The 19363-nt window shown below is 51.1% G+C and carries 18 protein-coding genes and 1 tRNA gene; 11 read left to right on the top strand and 8 right to left on the bottom strand.

Annotated features, from left to right (window positions below; all coding sequences use genetic code 11):
* Nucleotides 1–292: 292 nt before the first annotated feature.
* The 3 genes from sdaC to xni all read left to right on the top strand — a co-directional run bounded on the left by sdaC (nt 293) and on the right by xni (nt 3874).
* Nucleotides 293–1582, top strand: a complete 1290-nt coding sequence (gene sdaC, locus BEB54_RS17195) for an HAAAP family serine/threonine permease SdaC (RefSeq protein ID WP_032303700.1) — start codon at nt 293–295, stop codon at nt 1580–1582.
* Between the two features lie 57 nt (nt 1583–1639).
* On the top strand, nt 1640–3007 hold the full coding sequence (sdaB, locus tag BEB54_RS17190; protein ID WP_000626401.1) for an L-serine ammonia-lyase II: 1368 nt from the start codon (nt 1640–1642) through the stop codon (nt 3005–3007).
* Nucleotides 3008–3118: 111 nt separating this feature from the next.
* Nucleotides 3119–3874, top strand: coding sequence for a flap endonuclease Xni (gene xni, locus BEB54_RS17185; protein ID WP_001352986.1), 756 nt, complete (start codon nt 3119–3121; stop codon nt 3872–3874).
* A gap of 54 nt (nt 3875–3928) precedes the next feature.
* On the opposite strand, the gene fucO is transcribed toward xni, so the two are convergent.
* On the bottom strand, nt 3929–5077 hold the full coding sequence (gene fucO / locus BEB54_RS17180) for a lactaldehyde reductase (protein WP_105276675.1): 1149 nt from the start codon (nt 5075–5077) through the stop codon (nt 3929–3931).
* Nucleotides 5078–5104: 27 nt separating this feature from the next.
* On the bottom strand, nt 5105–5752 hold the full coding sequence (gene fucA, locus BEB54_RS17175; RefSeq protein WP_000440775.1) for an L-fuculose-phosphate aldolase: 648 nt from the start codon (nt 5750–5752) through the stop codon (nt 5105–5107).
* Nucleotides 5753–6298: 546 nt separating this feature from the next.
* On the opposite strand from fucA, the gene fucP reads away from it, so the two are divergent.
* The 5 genes from fucP (at nt 6299) to fucR (ending at nt 12163) form a co-directional block, all read left to right on the top strand.
* The gene (fucP, locus tag BEB54_RS17170) at nt 6299–7615 is read left to right on the top strand and encodes an L-fucose:H+ symporter permease (RefSeq protein ID WP_105276676.1); all 1317 of its coding nucleotides are present in this window, start codon (nt 6299–6301) and stop codon (nt 7613–7615) included.
* A gap of 32 nt (nt 7616–7647) precedes the next feature.
* Nucleotides 7648–9423 carry an L-fucose isomerase gene (fucI, locus tag BEB54_RS17165; RefSeq protein WP_000724148.1) on the top strand — a complete coding sequence of 592 codons (1776 nt, stop codon included), beginning with the start codon at nt 7648–7650 and terminating at the stop codon, nt 9421–9423.
* 108 nt (nt 9424–9531) lie between these two features.
* Complete coding sequence (gene fucK / locus BEB54_RS17160; RefSeq protein ID WP_105276677.1) at nt 9532–10950, top strand: L-fuculokinase; 1419 nt, start codon at nt 9532–9534, stop codon at nt 10948–10950.
* A gap of 1 nt (nt 10951) precedes the next feature.
* Nucleotides 10952–11374 carry an L-fucose mutarotase gene (gene fucU, locus BEB54_RS17155; protein WP_000920840.1) on the top strand — a complete coding sequence of 141 codons (423 nt, stop codon included), beginning with the start codon at nt 10952–10954 and terminating at the stop codon, nt 11372–11374.
* 57 nt (nt 11375–11431) lie between these two features.
* Nucleotides 11432–12163 (top strand): L-fucose operon activator, encoded by a 732-nt coding sequence (gene fucR, locus BEB54_RS17150; protein ID WP_001308912.1) that lies wholly within the window; start codon nt 11432–11434, stop codon nt 12161–12163.
* A gap of 43 nt (nt 12164–12206) precedes the next feature.
* On the opposite strand, the gene rlmM is transcribed toward fucR, so the two are convergent.
* From rlmM to BEB54_RS17130, 4 genes are all read right to left on the bottom strand, one after another.
* On the bottom strand, nt 12207–13307 hold the full coding sequence (rlmM, locus tag BEB54_RS17145; RefSeq protein WP_001045520.1) for a 23S rRNA (cytidine(2498)-2'-O)-methyltransferase RlmM: 1101 nt from the start codon (nt 13305–13307) through the stop codon (nt 12207–12209).
* Nucleotides 13300–13695 carry a DUF423 domain-containing protein gene (locus tag BEB54_RS17140; protein ID WP_000203905.1) on the bottom strand — a complete coding sequence of 132 codons (396 nt, stop codon included), beginning with the start codon at nt 13693–13695 and terminating at the stop codon, nt 13300–13302. Before BEB54_RS17140 ends, rlmM begins: the two co-directional genes overlap by 8 nt.
* Nucleotides 13696–13713: 18 nt before the next feature.
* A complete protein-coding gene (gene gcvA, locus BEB54_RS17135) occupies nt 13714–14631 on the bottom strand; it encodes a glycine cleavage system transcriptional regulator GcvA (protein WP_000044394.1) in 918 nt (305 codons plus the stop codon).
* 350 nt (nt 14632–14981) lie between these two features.
* Nucleotides 14982–15209 (bottom strand): YgdI/YgdR family lipoprotein, encoded by a 228-nt coding sequence (locus tag BEB54_RS17130; protein ID WP_000750398.1) that lies wholly within the window; start codon nt 15207–15209, stop codon nt 14982–14984.
* Nucleotides 15210–15400: 191 nt separating this feature from the next.
* Between BEB54_RS17130 and csdA the strand changes: the two genes are divergently transcribed.
* Nucleotides 15401–16606, top strand: coding sequence for a cysteine desulfurase CsdA (csdA, locus tag BEB54_RS17125; RefSeq protein WP_105276678.1), 1206 nt, complete (start codon nt 15401–15403; stop codon nt 16604–16606).
* Entirely contained in the window at nt 16606–17049 is a 444-nt protein-coding gene (gene csdE, locus BEB54_RS17120; RefSeq protein WP_032185027.1) for a cysteine desulfurase sulfur acceptor subunit CsdE, read from the top strand. Before csdA ends, csdE begins: the two co-directional genes overlap by 1 nt.
* A gap of 50 nt (nt 17050–17099) precedes the next feature.
* Here the strand turns inward: csdE and tcdA are convergent, their stop codons facing one another.
* Both tcdA and mltA read right to left on the bottom strand, forming a co-directional pair.
* Nucleotides 17100–17906 (bottom strand): tRNA cyclic N6-threonylcarbamoyladenosine(37) synthase TcdA, encoded by an 807-nt coding sequence (tcdA, locus tag BEB54_RS17115; RefSeq protein WP_105276679.1) that lies wholly within the window; start codon nt 17904–17906, stop codon nt 17100–17102.
* 76 nt (nt 17907–17982) lie between these two features.
* Nucleotides 17983–19080: a murein transglycosylase A gene (gene mltA / locus BEB54_RS17110; RefSeq protein ID WP_000678652.1), complete on the bottom strand. Its 1098-nt coding sequence runs from the start codon at nt 19078–19080 to the stop codon at nt 17983–17985.
* A 208-nt stretch (nt 19081–19288) separates the two neighbouring features.
* Here mltA and BEB54_RS17100 point away from each other — a divergent pair.
* Nucleotides 19289–19362 (top strand) — tRNA-Met (locus BEB54_RS17100).
* Nucleotide 19363 lies beyond the last annotated feature (1 nt).

Here is a 19363-nt window from a genome sequence, read left to right as displayed (position 1 = left end):
CCCGGAAGAGGTCAGATGTCGTTTAATGGGCAAATATTGCCCTTAAATTCTCTTTTACTTTTGATTTACAGAGTAAAGCGTTGAGATTATCTATCTTCCAAGTAGATTATTGTATTTGAGATCAAGATCACTGATAGATACATAACTTGTGTGTATCTTTCCGCCCTCAAATTATTACGGCGGAAAATGATTAAGCCATCGCCGATAGACAGATTTCATTTTTACGGTCAGGCACCTTCCCGGGCTGAACTGGCTAAAAGCTGAATTATTTGCATTCCTCCAGGAGAAATTGATGGAAACGACTCAAACCAGCACGATTGTGTCGAAAGACTCACGTAGTGCATGGCGCAAGACAGACACCATGTGGATGCTGGGCCTTTACGGCACGGCAATCGGCGCGGGCGTGCTGTTCCTGCCAATCAACGCCGGTGTTGGCGGTATGATCCCGCTGATCATCATGGCTATCCTTGCGTTCCCGATGACGTTTTTTGCTCACCGCGGCCTGACTCGCTTCGTACTGTCTGGTAAAAACCCAGGCGAAGACATCACCGAGGTTGTAGAAGAACACTTTGGTATTGGTGCAGGTAAACTGATTACCCTGCTCTACTTCTTTGCTATCTACCCGATCCTGCTGGTTTACAGTGTGGCAATCACCAACACGGTTGAAAGCTTCATGTCTCACCAGCTGGGTATGACGCCGCCGCCGCGTGCGATTCTGTCTCTGATCCTGATCGTGGGTATGATGACCATTGTTCGCTTCGGTGAGCAGATGATCGTGAAGGCGATGAGTATTCTGGTATTCCCGTTTGTTGGTGTACTGATGCTGCTGGCTCTGTACCTGATCCCTCAGTGGAACGGCGCAGCACTGGAAACGCTGTCTCTGGACACTGCATCTGCAACCGGCAACGGTCTGTGGATGACCCTGTGGCTGGCGATTCCGGTCATGGTGTTCTCGTTCAACCACTCTCCGATCATCTCTTCTTTCGCCGTTGCGAAGCGTGAAGAGTACGGCGATATGGCAGAACAGAAATGCTCGAAGATCCTGGCATTCGCACACATCATGATGGTGCTGACCGTAATGTTCTTCGTCTTCAGCTGCGTACTGAGCCTGACTCCGGCAGACCTGGCTGCGGCTAAAGAGCAGAACATCTCGATTCTGTCTTACCTGGCTAACCACTTTAACGCGCCGATCATCGCGTGGATGGCTCCGATTATCGCGATTATCGCTATCACCAAATCCTTCCTCGGCCACTACCTGGGTGCACGTGAAGGCTTCAACGGTATGGTGATTAAATCTCTGCGTGGTAAAGGTAAGTCTATCGAAATCAACAAGCTGAACCGTATCACTGCGCTGTTCATGCTGGTAACGACCTGGATTGTTGCCACCCTGAACCCGAGCATCCTGGGTATGATTGAAACCCTGGGCGGCCCAATCATCGCGATGATCCTGTTCCTGATGCCGATGTACGCAATCCAGAAAGTACCGGCAATGCGTAAGTACAGCGGTCACATCAGCAACGTATTCGTTGTCGTGATGGGTCTGATTGCAATCTCCGCAATCTTCTACTCCCTGTTCAGCTAAGTTCTTTCGCGCCGCTTTCGGGCGGCGCTTCCTTCGTTTTAACGCGATGTATTTCCTATGATTAGCGTATTCGATATTTTCAAAATCGGCATTGGCCCTTCCAGTTCCCATACCGTTGGACCAATGAAAGCGGGTAAGCAATTTACCGACGATCTGATTGCCCGTAACCTGCTTAAAGACGTGACCCGCGTGGTGGTTGACGTGTACGGCTCGCTCTCTCTGACCGGTAAAGGCCACCACACAGATATCGCCATAATTATGGGTCTGGCGGGTAACCTGCCGGATACCGTGGATATCGATTCCATCCCTGGTTTTATTCAGGATGTGAATACTCATGGTCGCCTGATGTTGGCAAACGGTCAGCACGAAGTGGAGTTCCCGGTTGATCAGTGCATGAACTTCCATGCCGATAACCTTTCTCTACATGAAAACGGCATGCGCATTACCGCGCTGGCGGGCGATAAAGTCGTTTACAGTCAGACTTACTACTCTATCGGCGGTGGCTTTATCGTTGATGAAGAACATTTTGGTCAGCAGGATAGCGCACCGGTTGAAGTTCCTTATCCGTACAGTTCCGCTGCCGATCTTCAAAAACATTGTCAGGAGACCGGGCTGTCACTCTCTGGTCTGATGATGAAAAACGAGCTGGCGCTGCACAGCAAAGAAGAACTGGAACAGCACCTGGCGAACGTCTGGGAAGTAATGCGTGGCGGTATTGAGCGCGGTATTGCCACCGAAGGCGTGTTGCCAGGCAAACTGCGCGTTCCACGCCGCGCTGCGGCACTGCGCCGGATGCTGGTTAGCCAGGATAAAACCACCACTGATCCGATGGCAGTTGTTGACTGGATCAACATGTTTGCGCTGGCAGTGAACGAAGAGAACGCTGCGGGCGGTCGCGTGGTGACTGCGCCGACTAACGGTGCGTGCGGGATTATCCCGGCAGTGCTGGCGTACTACGACAAGTTTATCCGCGAAGTGAACGCTAACTCACTGGCTCGTTACCTGCTGGTAGCAAGCGCGATTGGTTCTCTTTATAAGATGAACGCCTCGATTTCTGGTGCCGAAGTGGGTTGCCAGGGTGAAGTTGGCGTGGCGTGCTCTATGGCGGCAGCTGGTCTGGCAGAACTGTTAGGCGCAAGCCCGGCGCAGGTGTGCATCGCGGCGGAAATCGCCATGGAACACAACCTCGGTCTGACTTGTGACCCGGTTGCTGGACAAGTTCAGGTACCGTGCATTGAGCGTAACGCCATTGCGGCAGTAAAAGCGGTGAACGCTGCACGTATGGCGCTACGCCGTACCAGCGAACCACGCGTCTGCCTCGATAAAGTTATCGAGACCATGTACGAAACAGGTAAAGATATGAACGCCAAGTACCGCGAAACCTCTCGCGGCGGCCTGGCAATGAAGATCGTTGCCTGCGATTAATCGCTCTCCAGAGGCCTCGATTTGCGAGGCCTCTTCCCGTTTTCTCATCCAGCCGTAGCCTCTTCCAGTAGTGAATGTTACCCTTATCACCTGATCTTTAAGGGGGTTATCGTGGCTGTTCATTTGCTTATTGTCGATGCACTGAATCTTATCCGTCGCATTCATGCCGTTCAGGGTTCGCCCTGTGTCGAAACCTGCCAGCACGCGCTCGATCAGCTCATTATGCACAGCCAGCCAACCCACGCGGTCGCCGTTTTTGATGATGAAAACCGCAGTAGCGGCTGGCGTCATCAGCGTTTACCAGATTACAAAGCGGGTCGACCGCCAATGCCGGAAGAGTTGCACAACGAAATGCCTGCATTACGCGCCGCCTTTGAGCAACGAGGCGTCCCGTGCTGGTCAGCCAGCGGCAACGAAGCCGATGACTTAGCCGCCACGCTGGCGGTCAAAGTAACTCAGGCCGGGCATCAGGCAACGATTGTTTCGACAGATAAAGGCTACTGCCAGTTACTTTCACCGACATTACGTATTCGTGATTACTTCCAGAAACGTTGGCTGGATGCACCATTTATTGATAAAGAATTTGGCGTTCAACCGCAGCAGTTACCCGATTACTGGGGGCTGGCGGGGATCAGCAGTTCAAAGGTGCCAGGCGTTGCGGGGATTGGCCCCAAAAGCGCCACGCAGTTGCTGGTCGAGTTTCAGAGTCTGGAAGGGATCTATGAGAATCTGGATGCGGTTGCCGAAAAGTGGCGCAAGAAATTAGAAATGCATAAAGAGATGGCATTTCTGTGCCGCGATATTGCCCGCTTACAGACTGATTTGCATATCGACGGCAATTTACAGCAATTGCGGTTGGTACGGTAACGGCGTGCCGGATACGGTGCAAACGTCGCATCCGGCATCGTCACATCAGCGCAATTACCAGGCGGTATGGTAAAGCTCTACAATATCCTCAAGCGTTGCTTCACGCGGGTTGCCACCGGTACAAACATCATCCAGTGCCGCCTGCGCCAGTGCCGGAATGTCTTCCTTGCGTACACCAACATCACGTAAATGTGGCGGAATACCGACATCACGGTTGAGAGCAAACACCGCTTCAACAGCGGCATTACGCGCCTCTTCCAGGCTCATACCTTCCACTTTCACGCCCATAACGCGCGCGATATCGCGGTACTTCTCACCGGTAAAGTCAGCGTTATAGCGCATGACATGCGGTAACAGGATGGCGTTCGCAACACCGTGTGGCGTGTTGTAAAACGCGCCCAGTGGATGCGCCATACCATGCACCAACCCTAACCCAACATTCGAGAATCCCATACCCGCAACATACTGCCCGAGCGCCATTTCTTCTCCGGCATCCTTATCACCAGCAACCGATCCTCGCAGCGCCCCAGCAATGATTTCAATCGCTTTAATGTGCAGCGCATCGGTTAGCGCCCACGCACCACGAGTAATATACCCCTCAATAGCATGAGTGAGCGCATCGACACCCGTCGCGGCTTTCAGCGCAGGCGGCATACCATCCATCATGTCAGCGTCAATAAATGCCACCTGCGGGATATCATGCGGATCAACACAAACGAACTTGCGTCGTTTTTCTTCGTCAGTAATCACATAGTTAATGGTCACTTCTGCCGCAGTGCCTGCTGTGGTGGGGATTGCCAGAATCGGTACACTGGGTTTATTGGTCGGGGAAAGCCCTTCCAGACTGCGCACATCGGCGAATTCCGGGTTGTTGCTGATGATGCCAATCGCTTTACACGTGTCCTGTGGAGAACCACCACCAATAGCGATCAGGTAATCCGCACCGCTACTCTGGAATACACCAAGCCCTTCTTTGACGACAGTAATTGTCGGGTTGGGCACTACACCATCGTAAATCGCCCATGCCAGCCCTGCAGCATCCATCTTATCGGTCACTTTCGCCACCACGCCGCATTGCACCAGCGTTTTATCGGTGACGATCAGTGCCTTCTGATAACCACGGCGTTTCACCTCCTCAGTTAAGGCCCCAACAGCTCCCCGACCAAACCATGCCGTTTCGTTCAGAATCATTCTGTTAGCCATCATCCTTCTCCTTGTTGCTTTACGAAATTACTCTTCAATCCGTAACCCATAGGTTTTGAATTTCTCCAGCACTACGGCAATCTCTTCATCGCTCAGCACTGGCACCGGGTCCGTAATCGCCAGGGTCGTCAGGTAAAGTTGCGCCAGCACTTCAACTTCATGCGCCAGCCATAACGCTTTTTCCAGATTCACCTCACAAGCGATAAGCCCATGATGTTGTAACAAAGTTGCCTTACGATTTTTGAGAGCCAGTGCAACATGTTCAGAAAGTTCCCGAGTTCCAAAGGTCGCATAAGGCGCGCAAGGAATAGAATTACCACCAGCCGCCGCAATCATGTAGTGAATAGCGGGGATAGGTCGGTTAAGAATGGAAACTGCCGTGCAATGAACGGCATGATTGTGAACAACCGCGTTGGCATCCGGTCTGCTTTGATAGGCCGCCATATGGAAACGCCATTCGCTTGAGGGAAGCTTTCCTTCCTCATGTTTACCGTTGCCATCAATAAAGACAATATGCGACTCCGTCAGTTTTTCATACGGAATGCCTGTAGGCGTAATCAGCATCCCATCCTGATAACGTACACTGACGTTACCCGCTGTTCCCTGATTCAGTCCCAGGCGGGTCATTTCCAGGCAAGTGTCAATAATCTGACGAGCAAGTTTATTTCGTTCCATTAGCTACCTCTCTCTGATTCAAAACAGGGCAATAATGTTGTTCCTTTCACACTATTGAATTAGCCGTTTAATTACCCACCATCTTCTTCCTGATTAACCGGAAAGAAATTCACAAGCTTATATTTTGTGACCTGGCTCAACTAATCACAGTAAATAACTGCAAGTTCTCTTTTTATAACCCCGTTAAAAATGACCGCTCTTAAAAATATTTATCAAAACGGTCATTTTTCCATTTCCCCTCGCCAGAAATGCCCGTTTTCGGCACAAACAATTAATACGGTCATCGGGTTTGTGTTTTTTATGATTTATTTTCTGAAACGGGCATGAAATTTCGATTATTAAAGTGATGGTAGTCACATAAAGTCACCTTCCAGCTAATAAGTGTGACCGCCGTCATATTACAGAGCGTTTTTTATTTGAAAATGAATCCATGAGTTCATTTCAGACAGGCAAATATTCACTGATATGAAGCCCGAACTCGCTGGTTTTGCACTTTTGAAAACATAACCGATTACGTGCTTAAGCTTCTGAACCTAAGAGGATGCTATGGGAAACACATCAATACAAACGCAGAGTTACCGTGCGGTAGATAAAGATGCAGGGCAAAGCAGAAGTTACATTATTCCATTCGCGCTGCTGTGCTCACTGTTTTTTCTTTGGGCGGTAGCCAATAACCTTAACGACATTTTATTGCCTCAATTTCAGCAGGCTTTTACGCTGACAAACTTTCAGGCAGGTCTGATCCAATCGGCCTTTTACTTTGGTTATTTCATTATCCCAATCCCTGCCGGGATATTGATGAAAAAACTCAGTTATAAAGCAGGGATTATTACCGGATTGTTTTTATATGCCTTCGGCGCTGCATTATTCTGGCCCGCCGCAGAAATAATGAACTACACCTTATTTTTAATTGGCCTATTTATTATTGCAGCCGGATTAGGTTGTCTGGAAACTGCCGCAAACCCTTTCGTTACGGTATTAGGACCAGAAAGCAGCGGTCACTTTCGCTTAAATCTTGCGCAAACATTTAACTCATTTGGCGCAATTATTGCGGTTGTCTTTGGGCAAAGTCTTATTTTGTCTAACGTGCCACATCAATCGCAAGATGTTCTCGATAAAATGTCACCAGAGCAATTGAGTGCGTATAAACACAGCCTGGTATTATCGGTACAGACACCTTATATGATCATCGTGGCTATCGTGTTACTGGTCGCCCTGCTGATCATGCTGACGAAATTCCCGGCATTGCAGAGTGATAATCACAGTGACGCCAAACAAGGATCGTTCTCCGCATCGCTTTCTCGCCTGGCGCGTATTCGCCACTGGCGCTGGGCAGTATTAGCGCAATTCTGCTACGTCGGCGCGCAAACGGCCTGCTGGAGCTATTTGATTCGCTACGCTGTAGAAGAAATTCCAGGTATGACCGCAGGCTTTGCCGCTAACTATTTAACCGGAACCATGGTGTGCTTCTTTATTGGTCGTTTCACCGGCACCTGGCTCATCAGTCGCTTCACACCACACAAAGTCCTGGCAGCCTACGCATTAATCGCTATGGCACTGTGCCTGATCTCAGCCTTCGCTGGCGGTCATGTGGGTTTAATAGCCCTGACTTTATGCAGCGCCTTTATGTCGATTCAGTACCCAACAATCTTCTCGCTGGGCATAAAGAATCTCGGCCAGGACACCAAATACGGCTCGTCCTTCATCGTTATGACCATTATTGGCGGCGGTATTGTCACTCCGGTCATGGGGTTTGTCAGTGACGCGGCGGGCAACATCCCCACAGCCGAACTGATCCCCGCACTCTGCTTCGCGGTCATCTTTATCTTTGCCCGTTTCCGTTCTCAAACGGCAACTAACTGAACATATTTTCCGAATAAAGTGAGGAATCTGTAATGAAAAAAATCAGCTTACCGAAAATTGGTATCCGCCCGGTTATTGACGGTCGTCGCATGGGTGTTCGTGAGTCGCTTGAAGAACAAACAATGAATATGGCGAAAGCTACGGCCGCACTGCTGACCGAGAAACTGCGCCATGCCTGCGGAGCTGCCGTCGAGTGTGTCATTTCCGATACCTGTATCGCGGGTATGGCTGAAGCTGCTGCTTGCGAAGAAAAATTCAGCAGCCAGAATGTAGGCCTCACCATTACGGTAACGCCTTGCTGGTGCTATGGCAGTGAAACCATTGACATGGACCCTACCCGCCCGAAAGCCATTTGGGGCTTTAACGGCACTGAACGTCCCGGCGCTGTTTACCTGGCAGCGGCTCTGGCAGCTCACAGCCAGAAAGGCATCCCGGCGTTCTCCATTTACGGTCATGACGTTCAGGATGCCGATGACACATCGATTCCTGCCGACGTTGAAGAAAAACTGCTGCGCTTTGCCCGCGCCGGTTTGGCAGTCGCCAGTATGAAAGGTAAAAGCTATCTGTCGCTGGGCGGCGTTTCGATGGGGATCGCCGGTTCCATCGTTGACCACAACTTCTTTGAATCCTGGCTGGGAATGAAAGTCCAGGCGGTGGATATGACCGAACTGCGTCGCCGTATTGATCAGAAGATTTACGACGAAGCAGAACTGGAAATGGCGCTGGCCTGGGCTGATAAAAACTTCCGCTATGGCGAAGATGAAAATAACAAACAGTATCAACGCAATGCCGAGCAAAGCCGCGCAGTTCTACGCGAAAGTTTACTGATGGCGATGTGTATCCGCGACATGATGCAAGGCAACAGCAAACTGGCCGATATTGGTCGCGTGGAAGAATCACTTGGCTACAACGCCATCGCTGCGGGCTTCCAGGGGCAACGTCACTGGACCGATCAATATCCAAATGGCGACACCGCCGAAGCGATCCTCAACAGTTCATTTGACTGGAATGGCGTGCGTGAACCCTTTGTCGTGGCGACCGAAAACGACAGTCTTAACGGCGTGGCAATGCTAATGGGCCACCAGCTCACCGGTACCGCTCAGGTATTTGCCGATGTCCGTACCTACTGGTCACCAGAGGCAATTGAGCGTGTAACGGGGCATAAACTGGACGGACTGGCAGAACACGGCATTATCCACTTGATCAACTCCGGTTCTGCTGCGCTGGACGGATCCTGTAAACAACGCGACAGCGAAGGTAAACCGACGATGAAGCCGCACTGGGAAATCTCTCAGCAAGAGGCTGACGCTTGCCTCGCCGCTACCGAATGGTGCCCGGCGATCCACGAATACTTCCGTGGCGGCGGTTACTCTTCTCGCTTCCTTACCGAAGGCGGCGTCCCGTTCACTATGACTCGAGTCAACATCATCAAAGGCCTGGGACCGGTACTGCAAATCGCGGAAGGCTGGAGCGTTGAGTTACCGAAGGATGTGCATGACATCCTCAACAAACGCACCAACTCAACCTGGCCAACCACCTGGTTTGCACCACGCCTCACCGGTAAAGGGCCGTTTACGGATGTGTACTCGGTAATGGCGAACTGGGGCGCTAACCACGGGGTTCTGACCATCGGCCACGTTGGCGCTGACTTTATCACTCTCGCCTCCATGCTGCGTATCCCGGTATGTATGCATAACGTTGAAGAGACCAAAGTGTATCGTCCTTCTGCCTGGGCCGCGCACGGCATGGATATTGAAGGCCAGGATTATCGCGCTTGCCAGAACTACGGCCCGTTGTACAAGCGTTAATACATTACTCCCTGATGTGATGCCCGGTCGCTCCGGCTATCGGGCCTGAACAAGCAAGAGTGGTTAGCCGGATAAGCAATGTTATCCGGCTATATTGCAGGAGCGATTATGAAACAAGAAGTTATCCTGGTACTCGACTGTGGCGCAACCAATGTCAGGGCCATCGCGGTTAATCGGCAGGGAAAAATTGTTGCCCGCGCCTCAACGCCTAATGCCAGCGATATCGCGATGGAAAACAACACCTGGCACCAGTGGTCTTTAGACGCCATTTTGCAACGCTTTGCTGATTGCTGTCGGCAAATCAATAGTGAACTGACTGAATGCCACATCCGCGGTATCGCCGTCACCACCTTTGGTGTGGATGGCGCTCTGGTAGATAAGCAAGGCAATCTGCTCTATCCGATCATTAGCTGGAAATGTCCGCGAACAGCAGCGGTAATGGACAATATTGAACGGTTGATCTCCGCACAGCAGTTGCAGGCTATTTCTGGCGTCGGAGCCTTTAGTTTCAATACGTTATATAAATTGGTGTGGTTGAAAGAAAATCATCCACAACTGCTGGAACGCGCGCACGCCTGGCTCTTTATTTCGTCGCTGATTAACCACCGTTTAACCGGCGAATTCACTACTGATATCACGATGGCCGGAACCAGCCAGATGCTGGATATCCAGCAACGCGATTTCAGTCCGCAAATTTTACAAGCCACCGGTATTCCACGCCGACTCTTCCCTCGTCTGGTGGAAGCGGGTGAACAGATTGGTACGCTACAGAACAGCGCCGCAGCAATGCTCGGCTTACCCGTTGGCATACCGGTGATTTCTGCAGGTCATGATACCCAGTTCGCCCTTTTTGGTGCTGGTGCCGAACAAAATGAACCCGTGCTCTCTTCCGGCACCTGGGAAATTTTAATGGTCCGCAGTACGCAGGTTGATACTTCACTGCTAAGTCAGTACGCCGGTTCCACCTGCGAACTGGATAGCCAGGCAGGATTGTATAACCCCGGTATGCAATGGCTGGCATCCGGCGTGCTGGAATGGGTGAGAAAACTGTTCTGGACTACTGAAACGCCCTGGCAAATGTTGATTGATGAAGCTCGTCTGATCCCCCCGGGTACGGATGGTGTGAAAATGCAGTGTGATTTATTGTCGTGTCAGAACGCTGGCTGGCAAGGAGTGACGCTCAATACCACGCGCGGACATTTCTATCGCGCGGCGCTGGAAGGGTTAACCGCGCAATTACAGCGCAATCTACAGATGCTGGAAAAAATCGGGCACTTTAAAGCCTCTGAATTATTGTTAGTCGGTGGAGGAAGTCGCAACACATTGTGGAATCAGATTAAAGCCAATATGCTTGATATTCCGGTAAAAGTTCTCGACGACGCCGAAACGACCGTCGCAGGAGCTGCGCTGTTCGGTTGGTATGGCGTAGGGGAATTTAACAGCCCGGAAGAAGCTCGCGCGCAGATTCATTATCAGTACCGTTATTTCTACCCACAAACTGAACCTGAATTTATAGAGGAAGTGTGAAATGCTGAAAACAATTTCGCCGTTAATTTCTCCCGAACTATTGAAAGTGCTGGCAGAGATGGGACATGGAGATGAAATTATTTTTTCCGATGCTCACTTTCCCGCCCATTCGATGGGACCGCAGGTGATCCGCGCTGATGGCCTGTTGGTGAGCGACTTGCTCCAGGCGATAATCCCGTTATTTGAACTGGACAGTTATGCACCGCCGCTGGTGATGATGGCGGCGGTAGAAGGTGACACTCTCGATCCTGAAGTAGAACGACGTTATCGTAATGCGCTTTCACTACAAGCCCCTTGTCCTGACATCATCCGCATCAATCGTTTTGCGTTTTATGAGCGGGCGCAAAAAGCCTTTGCGATCGTTATCACAGGCGAACGAGCAAAGTACGGGAATATTCTTTTAAAAAAAGGGGTAACCCCGTAATCTCATACCGGTACGCCCGCATGACGCGGGCGGTTATCGAATGATGGGGTGAAAAATATGAAAGCGGCACGCCAGCAAGCGATAGTCGACCTGCTGCTGAACCATACCAGCCTGACCACGGAAGCTCTCTCTGAACAGCTAAAGGTCAGTAAAGAAACCATTCGTCGCGATCTCAATGAATTACAGACGCAGGGTAAAATTCTGCGCAATCATGGGCGCGCTAAATATATCCACCGTCAAAATCAAGACAGTGGCGATCCCTTTCACATCCGGCTGAAAAGCCATTATGCGCATAAAGCAGATATCGCGCGCGAGGCGCTCGCGTGGATTGAAGAAGGGATGGTGATAGCCTTAGACGCCAGTTCAACCTGCTGGTATCTGGCACGCCAGTTGCCTGACATCAACATCCAGGTCTTCACCAATAGCCATCCGATTTGCCATGAACTCGGTAAACGTGAACGCATTCAACTGATCAGTTCCGGCGGCACACTTGAGCGCAAATATGGCTGTTACGTCAATCCCTCGCTGATTTCCCAACTTAAATCGCTGGAAATCGATCTGTTTATTTTTTCTTGTGAAGGGATCGATAGCAGCGGTGCACTGTGGGACTCCAATGCCATCAACGCTGATTACAAATCGATGCTATTAAAACGTGCCGCGCAATCGTTGTTATTGATTGATAAAAGTAAATTTAATCGTTCAGGGGAAGCCCGCATCGGGCATCTGGATGAGGTCACGCACATTATTTCTGATGAGCGCCAGGTTGCGGCTTCTTTGGTAACAGCCTGACAGAAATGGGAGCAGGCCGGAGACGACGCCCCGGCCTTGTTAGTTATCGCTCGTCGCGACGGCCTCCCACCGCAGCCCAGATGCGGCGGACATGCACCGTCACTTCTTCACGATCGTGATACAACTGTCGCGCCTGAATCTGAGCATTTATGCCATGTTCATCAAGCTGTGCCTGAATATACGCCAGATTATGTGACACTTCTTCGTAGCGTTTTTTCATCGGCAATTTGAGGTTGAAAATGGTTTCACGGCACCAGCCATTAACCAGCCACTGCGCCATCAATGCCGCAACTTTCGCCGGTTTTTCAACCATATCGCATACCATCCAGGAGATATTGCTGCGTGTCGGACGGAATTTGAAACCGTCTTCCCGCAGCCACGTCACCTGTCCGGTATCCATCAGACTTTGCGCCATCGGGCCGTTGTCGACGGAATAAACCCACATGTTGCGCTTCACCAGTTGGTAGGTCCAGCCGCCTGGGCAAGCGCCTAAATCCACCGCCCACATCCCGTTCGCCAGACGTTCATCCCACTCATCCGCCGGAATAAACACATGAAATGCCTCTTCCAGTTTGAGCGTGGAACGACTCGGCGCATCTGCCGGAAATTTCAGGCGCGGAATGCCCATATAGAACGGCGAATTATTGTTGCTGTATGAGTAACCGGTATAGCAGCAACCTGGTGCAATAAAGAATACATGCACAACCGGACGCTTCGGCGTTTCATAGTTCGCCAGCACCCCGGCATCGCGCAAGGCAGCGCGTAGCGGCACGGTGAATTTACGGCAGAATTTCAGCAACTCTTTGCTTTCGTTGGTATCGGCAACTTCAACACGCAGTTCACCGCCCTTCTCTACTACGCCCTGTAACATGCCGACAATGGGGGTAATACGATCTTCTGGCGGCAAATGCTGCAGGAGTTCCCCGACCACAAACCACTGGCGGGCAAAAATTAATGAACTGAACGGCAGCTCACGGATTAACTTATCGCCATCATCAGGTTGATAACATTCATAAATGACATAACCCGCATTCTCTTTCACGCGGGCAAAACCGAAAATTTCCCGCTGGCCGGCTTTATCGGTAATTTCTGCGGCGCACTCTTTTTCAAAGCCCGGACGGCACAGCAATACAACCTTATTCATGACTTACGCCCTTGCGCTTTAAACGGATAGCACCAACTAACATTAACGCCCAGCCCGCGAGGAAGCTCACGCCGCCAACCGGTGTGACAAATGCCCACAAACGCAGATGGGACAGCGCCAGGCAATAAAGGCTGCCGCTGAACAGCACCGTGCCTAACGCAAGGAAAACGCTACTCCAGTAAAACCAGATACTGATGCGACGCTGCATTGCCACCGCCAGACCTAAGATCGCCAGCGTATGGAACGCCTGGTATTCGAGGCCGGTCTGGATCCAGCCCATCTCAACGGCCCCCATGGTTTTACTTAACACATGCGCGCCAAAAGCGCCCAGAGCCACAAAAATGAAGCCGCTAATGGCGGCAAAAATCAGCATAAAACGGCTGGTCATGGTCGTACCCTACGTAAATTATTGTTCATAACGAAAGCGGAATTTTTCTTGTTCAGCAGCGGCTTTCGCCAGGATCCATTGACGAAAGGCGGCTATTTTACCCAGTTCTGCCTGACTGTCATGACAAACCAGATAAAAAGCATTTTTACTGACCAGAACATCATTAAACGGGCAAACAAGACGTCCGGCCTCGATTTCAGATTGCGCCATCACGTTATTTGCCAGCGCCACTCCCTGCCCGTGGATAGCCGCTTGCAGCACCATGGCGCTATGACTAAATATTGGTCCTTGCTGAACGTTGATATGATTTAACCCCAATTGGCGAGTATATGTCTGCCAGTCACGGCGAGACGCATCATGTAATAACGTATGTTTAGCCAAGTCTTCAGGGGTCTTCAAGGGTTTATCGCCTGTCAGCAGTAGCGGCGAACACACCGGCAATAAATATTCGGCGTAAAGTTTTTCCACCCGTAGCCCCGGCCAGTTGCCCCGACCATAGAATATCGCCACGTCAACATCATCCGCCAACTTATCTTCCTGACGATCAACCGCCTGGATGCGAACGTCAATTCCCGGATAAGCTGAATTAAAGCTGGAAAGTCGTGGAACCAACCAATGAATGGCGAAACTGGGGAGTAAACTGACCGTCAACGCCCCCTTGGCGCTACGGGCCTGGAGTTTACGTGTCGCTTCGGTTAATTGCGAAAATATCTCTTTGATATCGAGGAAATAGCTTTGCCCTTCCTCGGTCAGCAGGAGTGAACGATTACGGCGGCGGAACAGTTTTAGCCCCAGAAAATCCTCAAGAGACTTGATTTGATGACTTACTGCGGCCTGGGTCACAAAAAGCTCTTCTGCTGCGCGAGTGAAACTTAAATGGCGTGCTGCGGCATCAAAAACTCGTAAGGCATTTAGCGGTGGTAATCGTTTAGACATGGCTTTTAAACTTTGATGTTAAATGAATTTAACAATTAGATCACACTGTGTAACCTATTAGTTTTTTTAATCTGAGCCATTATAAATTGTCCGTTGAGCTTCTACCAGCAAATACCTATAGTGGCGGCACTTCCTGAGCCGGAACGAAAAGTTTTATCGGAATGCGTGTTCTGGTGAACTTTTGGCTTACGGTTGTGATGTTGTGTTGTTGTGTTTGCAATTGGTCTGCGATTCAGACCATGGTAGCAAAGCTACCTTTTTTCACTTCCTGTACATTTACCCTGTCTGTCCATAGTGATTAATGTAGCACCGCCTAATTGCGGTGCTTTTTTTTACCTTGCGATCGCGAATTACTGATCCAGTTCGACCATCTCTTTCACGTCGGTACGGTTGATCTGCTGTTTGTTGCCATTAGCGTCTTTATACGAAATCATACCGGTATCGTTATCAGTCTGTGGTTTGCCGTCAGAGACGATGGTACGTCCGTCATTGGTGTGCATCACATAGTTCGAACCGGAACAGGCGCTCAGGGCAAAAGTCAGCATACAGGCAGAAATAATTGCGGCAGTCTTTTTCATCATCTTCTCCTTAAAGCGATTAATAAATCTTAATAGTATTGATTAACAGGCTAAAATTAACGCCTAACACTATTTAGCATATGTTACTTACGCGGCTTCGCCAGGATATCCAGATAATTCTGATGGTTAGCACTCTCCTTGTATCAAAGTGAATTTTGCGTCACGATCGGTGCATCAAGCCGAGGAGTACCATGAACGTTTTTAATCCCGCGCAATTTCGCGCCCAGTTTCCCGCGCTACAGGATGCGGGCGTCTATCTCGACAGTGCCGCGACCGCGCTTAAACCTGAAGCCGTGGTTGAAGCAACCCGACAGTTTTACAGCCTGAGCGCCGGAAACGTCCATCGTAGCCAGTTTGCCGAGGCCCAACGCCTGACCGCGCGTTACGAAGCTGCACGGGAAATAGTGGCGCAATTACTGAATGCATCAGATGACAAAACTATCGTCTGGACGCGTGGCACCACTGAATCCATCAACATGGTGGCGCAATGCTATGCCCGTCCGCGTCTGCAACCGGGCGATGAAATTATTGTCAGTGTGGCAGAGCATCACGCCAACCTCGTCCCCTGGCTGATGGTCGCCCAACAAACCGGAGCCAAAGTGGTGAAATTGCCGCTTAATGCGCAGCGGTTGCCAGATATCGATTTGTTGCCTGAACTGATTACTCCCCATAGTCGGATTCTGGCGTTGGGCCAGATGTCTAACGTCACTGGCGGTTGCCCGGATCTGGCACGAGCGATTACCTTTGCTCATTCAGCCGGGATGGTGGTGATGGTTGATGGTGCTCAGGGGGCGGTGCATTTCCCCGCGGATGTTCAGCAACTGGATATTGATTTCTATGCTTTTTCAGGTCACAAACTGTATGGCCCGACAGGTATCGGCGTGCTGTATGGCAAACCAGAACTGCTGGAAGCGATGTCGCCCTGGCTGGGTGGCGGTAAAATGATTCACGAAGTGAGTTTTGACAGCTTCACCCCTCAATCCGCGCCGTGGAAACTGGAAGCCGGAACGCCAAATGTGGCTGGCGTAATTGGGTTAAGCGCGGCGCTGGAATGGCTGGCAGATTACGATATCAACCAGGCAGAAAGCTGGAGTCGCAGCCTGGCGACGATTGCAGAAGAGGCGCTGGCAAAACGTCCAGGCTTTCGTTCATTCCGCAGCCAGGATTCCAGCCTGCTAGCCTTTGATTTTGCTGGCGTTCATCACAGCGATATGGTGACGCTGCTGGCGGAGTACGGCATTGCCCTGCGGGCTGGGCAGCATTGCGCTCAGCCGCTACTGGCAGAATTAGGCGTAACCGGCACACTGCGCGCCTCGTTTGCGCCATATAATACAAAGAGTGATGTAGATGCGCTGGTGAATGCCGTTGACCGTGCGTTGGAATTATTGGTGGATTAATGACGAACCCGCAATACGCCGGACATCCGTTCGGCACAACCGTTACCGTAAAGACGTTACACGAAACTTTCGCGCCGTTGACTCAATGGGAAGACAAATATCGTCAGCTAATTATGTTGGGGAAACAGCTTCCAGCTTTGCCAGACGAGTTAAAAGCGCAGGCTAAAGAGATCGCCGGATGCGAAAACCGCGTCTGGCTGGGATATACCGTGGCTGAAAACGGCACGATGCATTTCTTTGGCGACAGCGAAGGACGCATTGTGCGCGGCCTGCTGGCCGTGCTGCTGACCGCCGTTGAGGGCAAAACCGCCGCCGAATTGCAAGCACAGTCGCCGCTGGCATTGTTTGATGAGCTGGGATTGCGTGCGCAACTTAGCGCCTCTCGCAGTCAGGGGTTGAATGCGTTAAGCGAGGCGATTATCGCGGCGGCGAAGCAGGGTTAAGCGCAAAACCAGGTCGGATAAGACGTTCACGTCGCATCCGACCTGATTGTTTACCCCTGACGCGCCGCTTTCACCATCATCTTCTTCAGCGCATGAGAAACCGCAACAAAACCAAAGGTGGCGGTCACCATCGTCGCCGCACCAAATCCAGATGCACAATCCATCCGCTTCGGCCCTTCTGCCGTGGCTTTCATGGCACACACCGTACCGTCTGACTGCGGGTACACCAGCGCTTCGGTAGAGAACACGCAATCCACGCCGAGCTTACCTTTGCTGTTTTTCACTACACCAAAATCGCTTTTCAGGCGCTCGCGCAACTTCGCCGCCAAAGGGTCCTGAATTGTTTTCGCCAGATCGGTAACCTGAATCTGCGTCGGATCAATCTGCCCACCAGCACCACCAGTCGTGACCAGAGGGATTTTATTGCGCCGACAATAAGCGATCAGCGCCGCTTTGGGTCGCACACTATCAATGGCATCAATCACGTACGAATAACCGGCACTCATATATTGTGCTACGTTATCCGGTGTCACGAAATCATCCACTATCGTCACCCGGCACTCTGGGTTAATCTGGCGAATACGTTCGGCCATGACTTCCGCTTTAGCCAGCCCGACGTTATCGCGCAGCGCGTGAATTTGCCGATTGGTATTAGTGACGCACACATCATCCATATCGATAAGTGTGATTGCGCCAATACCCGTGCGCGCCAACGCTTCCGCCGCCCAGGAACCAACGCCACCGATACCGACCACACAAATATGCGCATCAGCAAACAGTTGCAACGCTTTTTCACCATACAGACGCGCAGTGCCACCAAAACGCTGACGCCATGCATCACTAATTACCACAGACATAGCACCTCAGAATTAAAAAGGGCGAGGTTATCCCTCACCCTGTCGTATCCGTCAAAACGGTATACAGAATAACACATCAGCCGCTAAAGACGTTACCTGCGCCCGGGGCGGTTTTCAGCACCCAAACACGTCCATAGTGGTTGTACCAACCTGCGCGGTGTCCGGCTTCCGGCCCGATACCTTGATAAATATCGAAGTGTTGGCCTTTGATTGCACCACCGACATCCAGCGCCACCATCAGCCGCAGTTCGTACTGACCGTTAAATTTGCCGTTATTATCCAGCAGCGGCACTTCTGCCAGTAAGGTTGTACCAGGTGGGATAATGGAACGATCGGACGCAACTGAAGCGCGACCAACCAGCGGCACCGCACTTGCCCCTTTCACCGGAGCAAAAGATTGCGGTTTAAAGAAGACGAAAGACGGGTTCTGTTCCAGCAGCTCGCGAACCTCGGCTTCACTGTGTGTTTCACCCCAGTGACGAATCGCCTGCATCGACATATCTTCTTTTTTCACTTCGCCACGGTCAATCAGCACCTTACCAATACTGCGATAGGCATGACCATTCTTTCCGGCATAGCTGAAGAAGTTAAGCGGACTGCCATCACCAAAATCGATATACCCGCTACCCTGCACATCCATAATGAAGTTATCCATCAGAGAGTTGCTGTAAGCGAGGATGTATTTATCGCTCAATGCTCCCGCGTAGATCTCCGCACGAGACGGCAGACGACCACGTTTTGGCGGCATACGGTAAATAGGATACTGGAACTCGCCCTGGCGGGTATGGCGCGCCTGAATGACAGGCGTGTAATAGCCCGTAAACTGCACGTTGCCATAGTTGTCGGCACCTTCCATCTGCCAGGCGTCAATGCCGAACTGACGCATATTGCGGGTATCACCGCCTGCGCGTAGCCACTCCTGCACCGCATTATAAACATTACTCTGGTTGCCATACAGACGCGGTGACGAAGTACGGATATGGTTAATTTGCTCGGCAAAATCACCGGCGTTAATTGGCGCGCCAACGGCATCTGGCTGGTTTACCAGAGAGAAAGGCTGGGTAAATTTCCCGTCTTTATATTGCTGTCCGCGATCGGTTGGTTTGGAAGAGCAGGCGGCAAGCATTGCCACAACCGTGCCCATAAGAAGGTACTTTACCCAACGTCCTTTCATTGTTCTCTTCTTCAGTTTAAAAAATAAGGCGCAATGAAGATAACAAACCGCCGCGTTTAATGAAATGAGCAGCCTCTCCCTGACGCAAATTTTGCACAAAAAACAGGCTTTAGTGATTTGTTTTTGCTCAAAATCATACCAAATCCGTGATCTGGGTAAAAAAAAGGTTGCATGAAAACGCGAGCGGAGTATAGTGCGCATCCACGGACGCGGGGTGGAGCAGCCTGGTAGCTCGTCGGGCTCATAACCCGAAGGTCGTCGGTTCAAATCCGGCCCCCGCAAC

It is taken from the genome of Escherichia sp. MOD1-EC6021 (genome assembly GCF_002965245.1).
Taxonomy (GTDB): domain Bacteria; phylum Pseudomonadota; class Gammaproteobacteria; order Enterobacterales; family Enterobacteriaceae; genus Escherichia; species Escherichia coli_F.
This window is presented reverse-complemented; position numbering and strand designations above follow the sequence as displayed.

Coding starts and splice junctions, on each gene's coding strand:
- sdaC (WP_032303700.1), top strand. CDS start 293: ATGGAAACGACTCAAACCAGCACGATTGTGTCGAAAGACTCACGTAGT.
- sdaB (WP_000626401.1), top strand. CDS start 1,640: ATGATTAGCGTATTCGATATTTTCAAAATCGGCATTGGCCCTTCCAGT.
- fucO (WP_105276675.1), bottom strand. CDS start 5,077: ATGGCTAACAGAATGATTCTGAACGAAACGGCATGGTTTGGTCGGGGA.
- fucA (WP_000440775.1), bottom strand. CDS start 5,752: ATGGAACGAAATAAACTTGCTCGTCAGATTATTGACACTTGCCTGGAA.
- fucP (WP_105276676.1), top strand. CDS start 6,299: ATGGGAAACACATCAATACAAACGCAGAGTTACCGTGCGGTAGATAAA.
- fucI (WP_000724148.1), top strand. CDS start 7,648: ATGAAAAAAATCAGCTTACCGAAAATTGGTATCCGCCCGGTTATTGAC.
- fucK (WP_105276677.1), top strand. CDS start 9,532: ATGAAACAAGAAGTTATCCTGGTACTCGACTGTGGCGCAACCAATGTC.
- fucU (WP_000920840.1), top strand. CDS start 10,952: ATGCTGAAAACAATTTCGCCGTTAATTTCTCCCGAACTATTGAAAGTG.
- fucR (WP_001308912.1), top strand. CDS start 11,432: ATGAAAGCGGCACGCCAGCAAGCGATAGTCGACCTGCTGCTGAACCAT.
- rlmM (WP_001045520.1), bottom strand. CDS start 13,307: ATGAATAAGGTTGTATTGCTGTGCCGTCCGGGCTTTGAAAAAGAGTGC.
- BEB54_RS17140 (WP_000203905.1), bottom strand. CDS start 13,695: ATGACCAGCCGTTTTATGCTGATTTTTGCCGCCATTAGCGGCTTCATT.
- gcvA (WP_000044394.1), bottom strand. CDS start 14,631: ATGTCTAAACGATTACCACCGCTAAATGCCTTACGAGTTTTTGATGCC.
- BEB54_RS17130 (WP_000750398.1), bottom strand. CDS start 15,209: ATGAAAAAGACTGCCGCAATTATTTCTGCCTGTATGCTGACTTTTGCC.
- csdA (WP_105276678.1), top strand. CDS start 15,401: ATGAACGTTTTTAATCCCGCGCAATTTCGCGCCCAGTTTCCCGCGCTA.
- csdE (WP_032185027.1), top strand. CDS start 16,606: ATGACGAACCCGCAATACGCCGGACATCCGTTCGGCACAACCGTTACC.
- tcdA (WP_105276679.1), bottom strand. CDS start 17,906: ATGTCTGTGGTAATTAGTGATGCATGGCGTCAGCGTTTTGGTGGCACT.
- mltA (WP_000678652.1), bottom strand. CDS start 19,080: ATGAAAGGACGTTGGGTAAAGTACCTTCTTATGGGCACGGTTGTGGCA.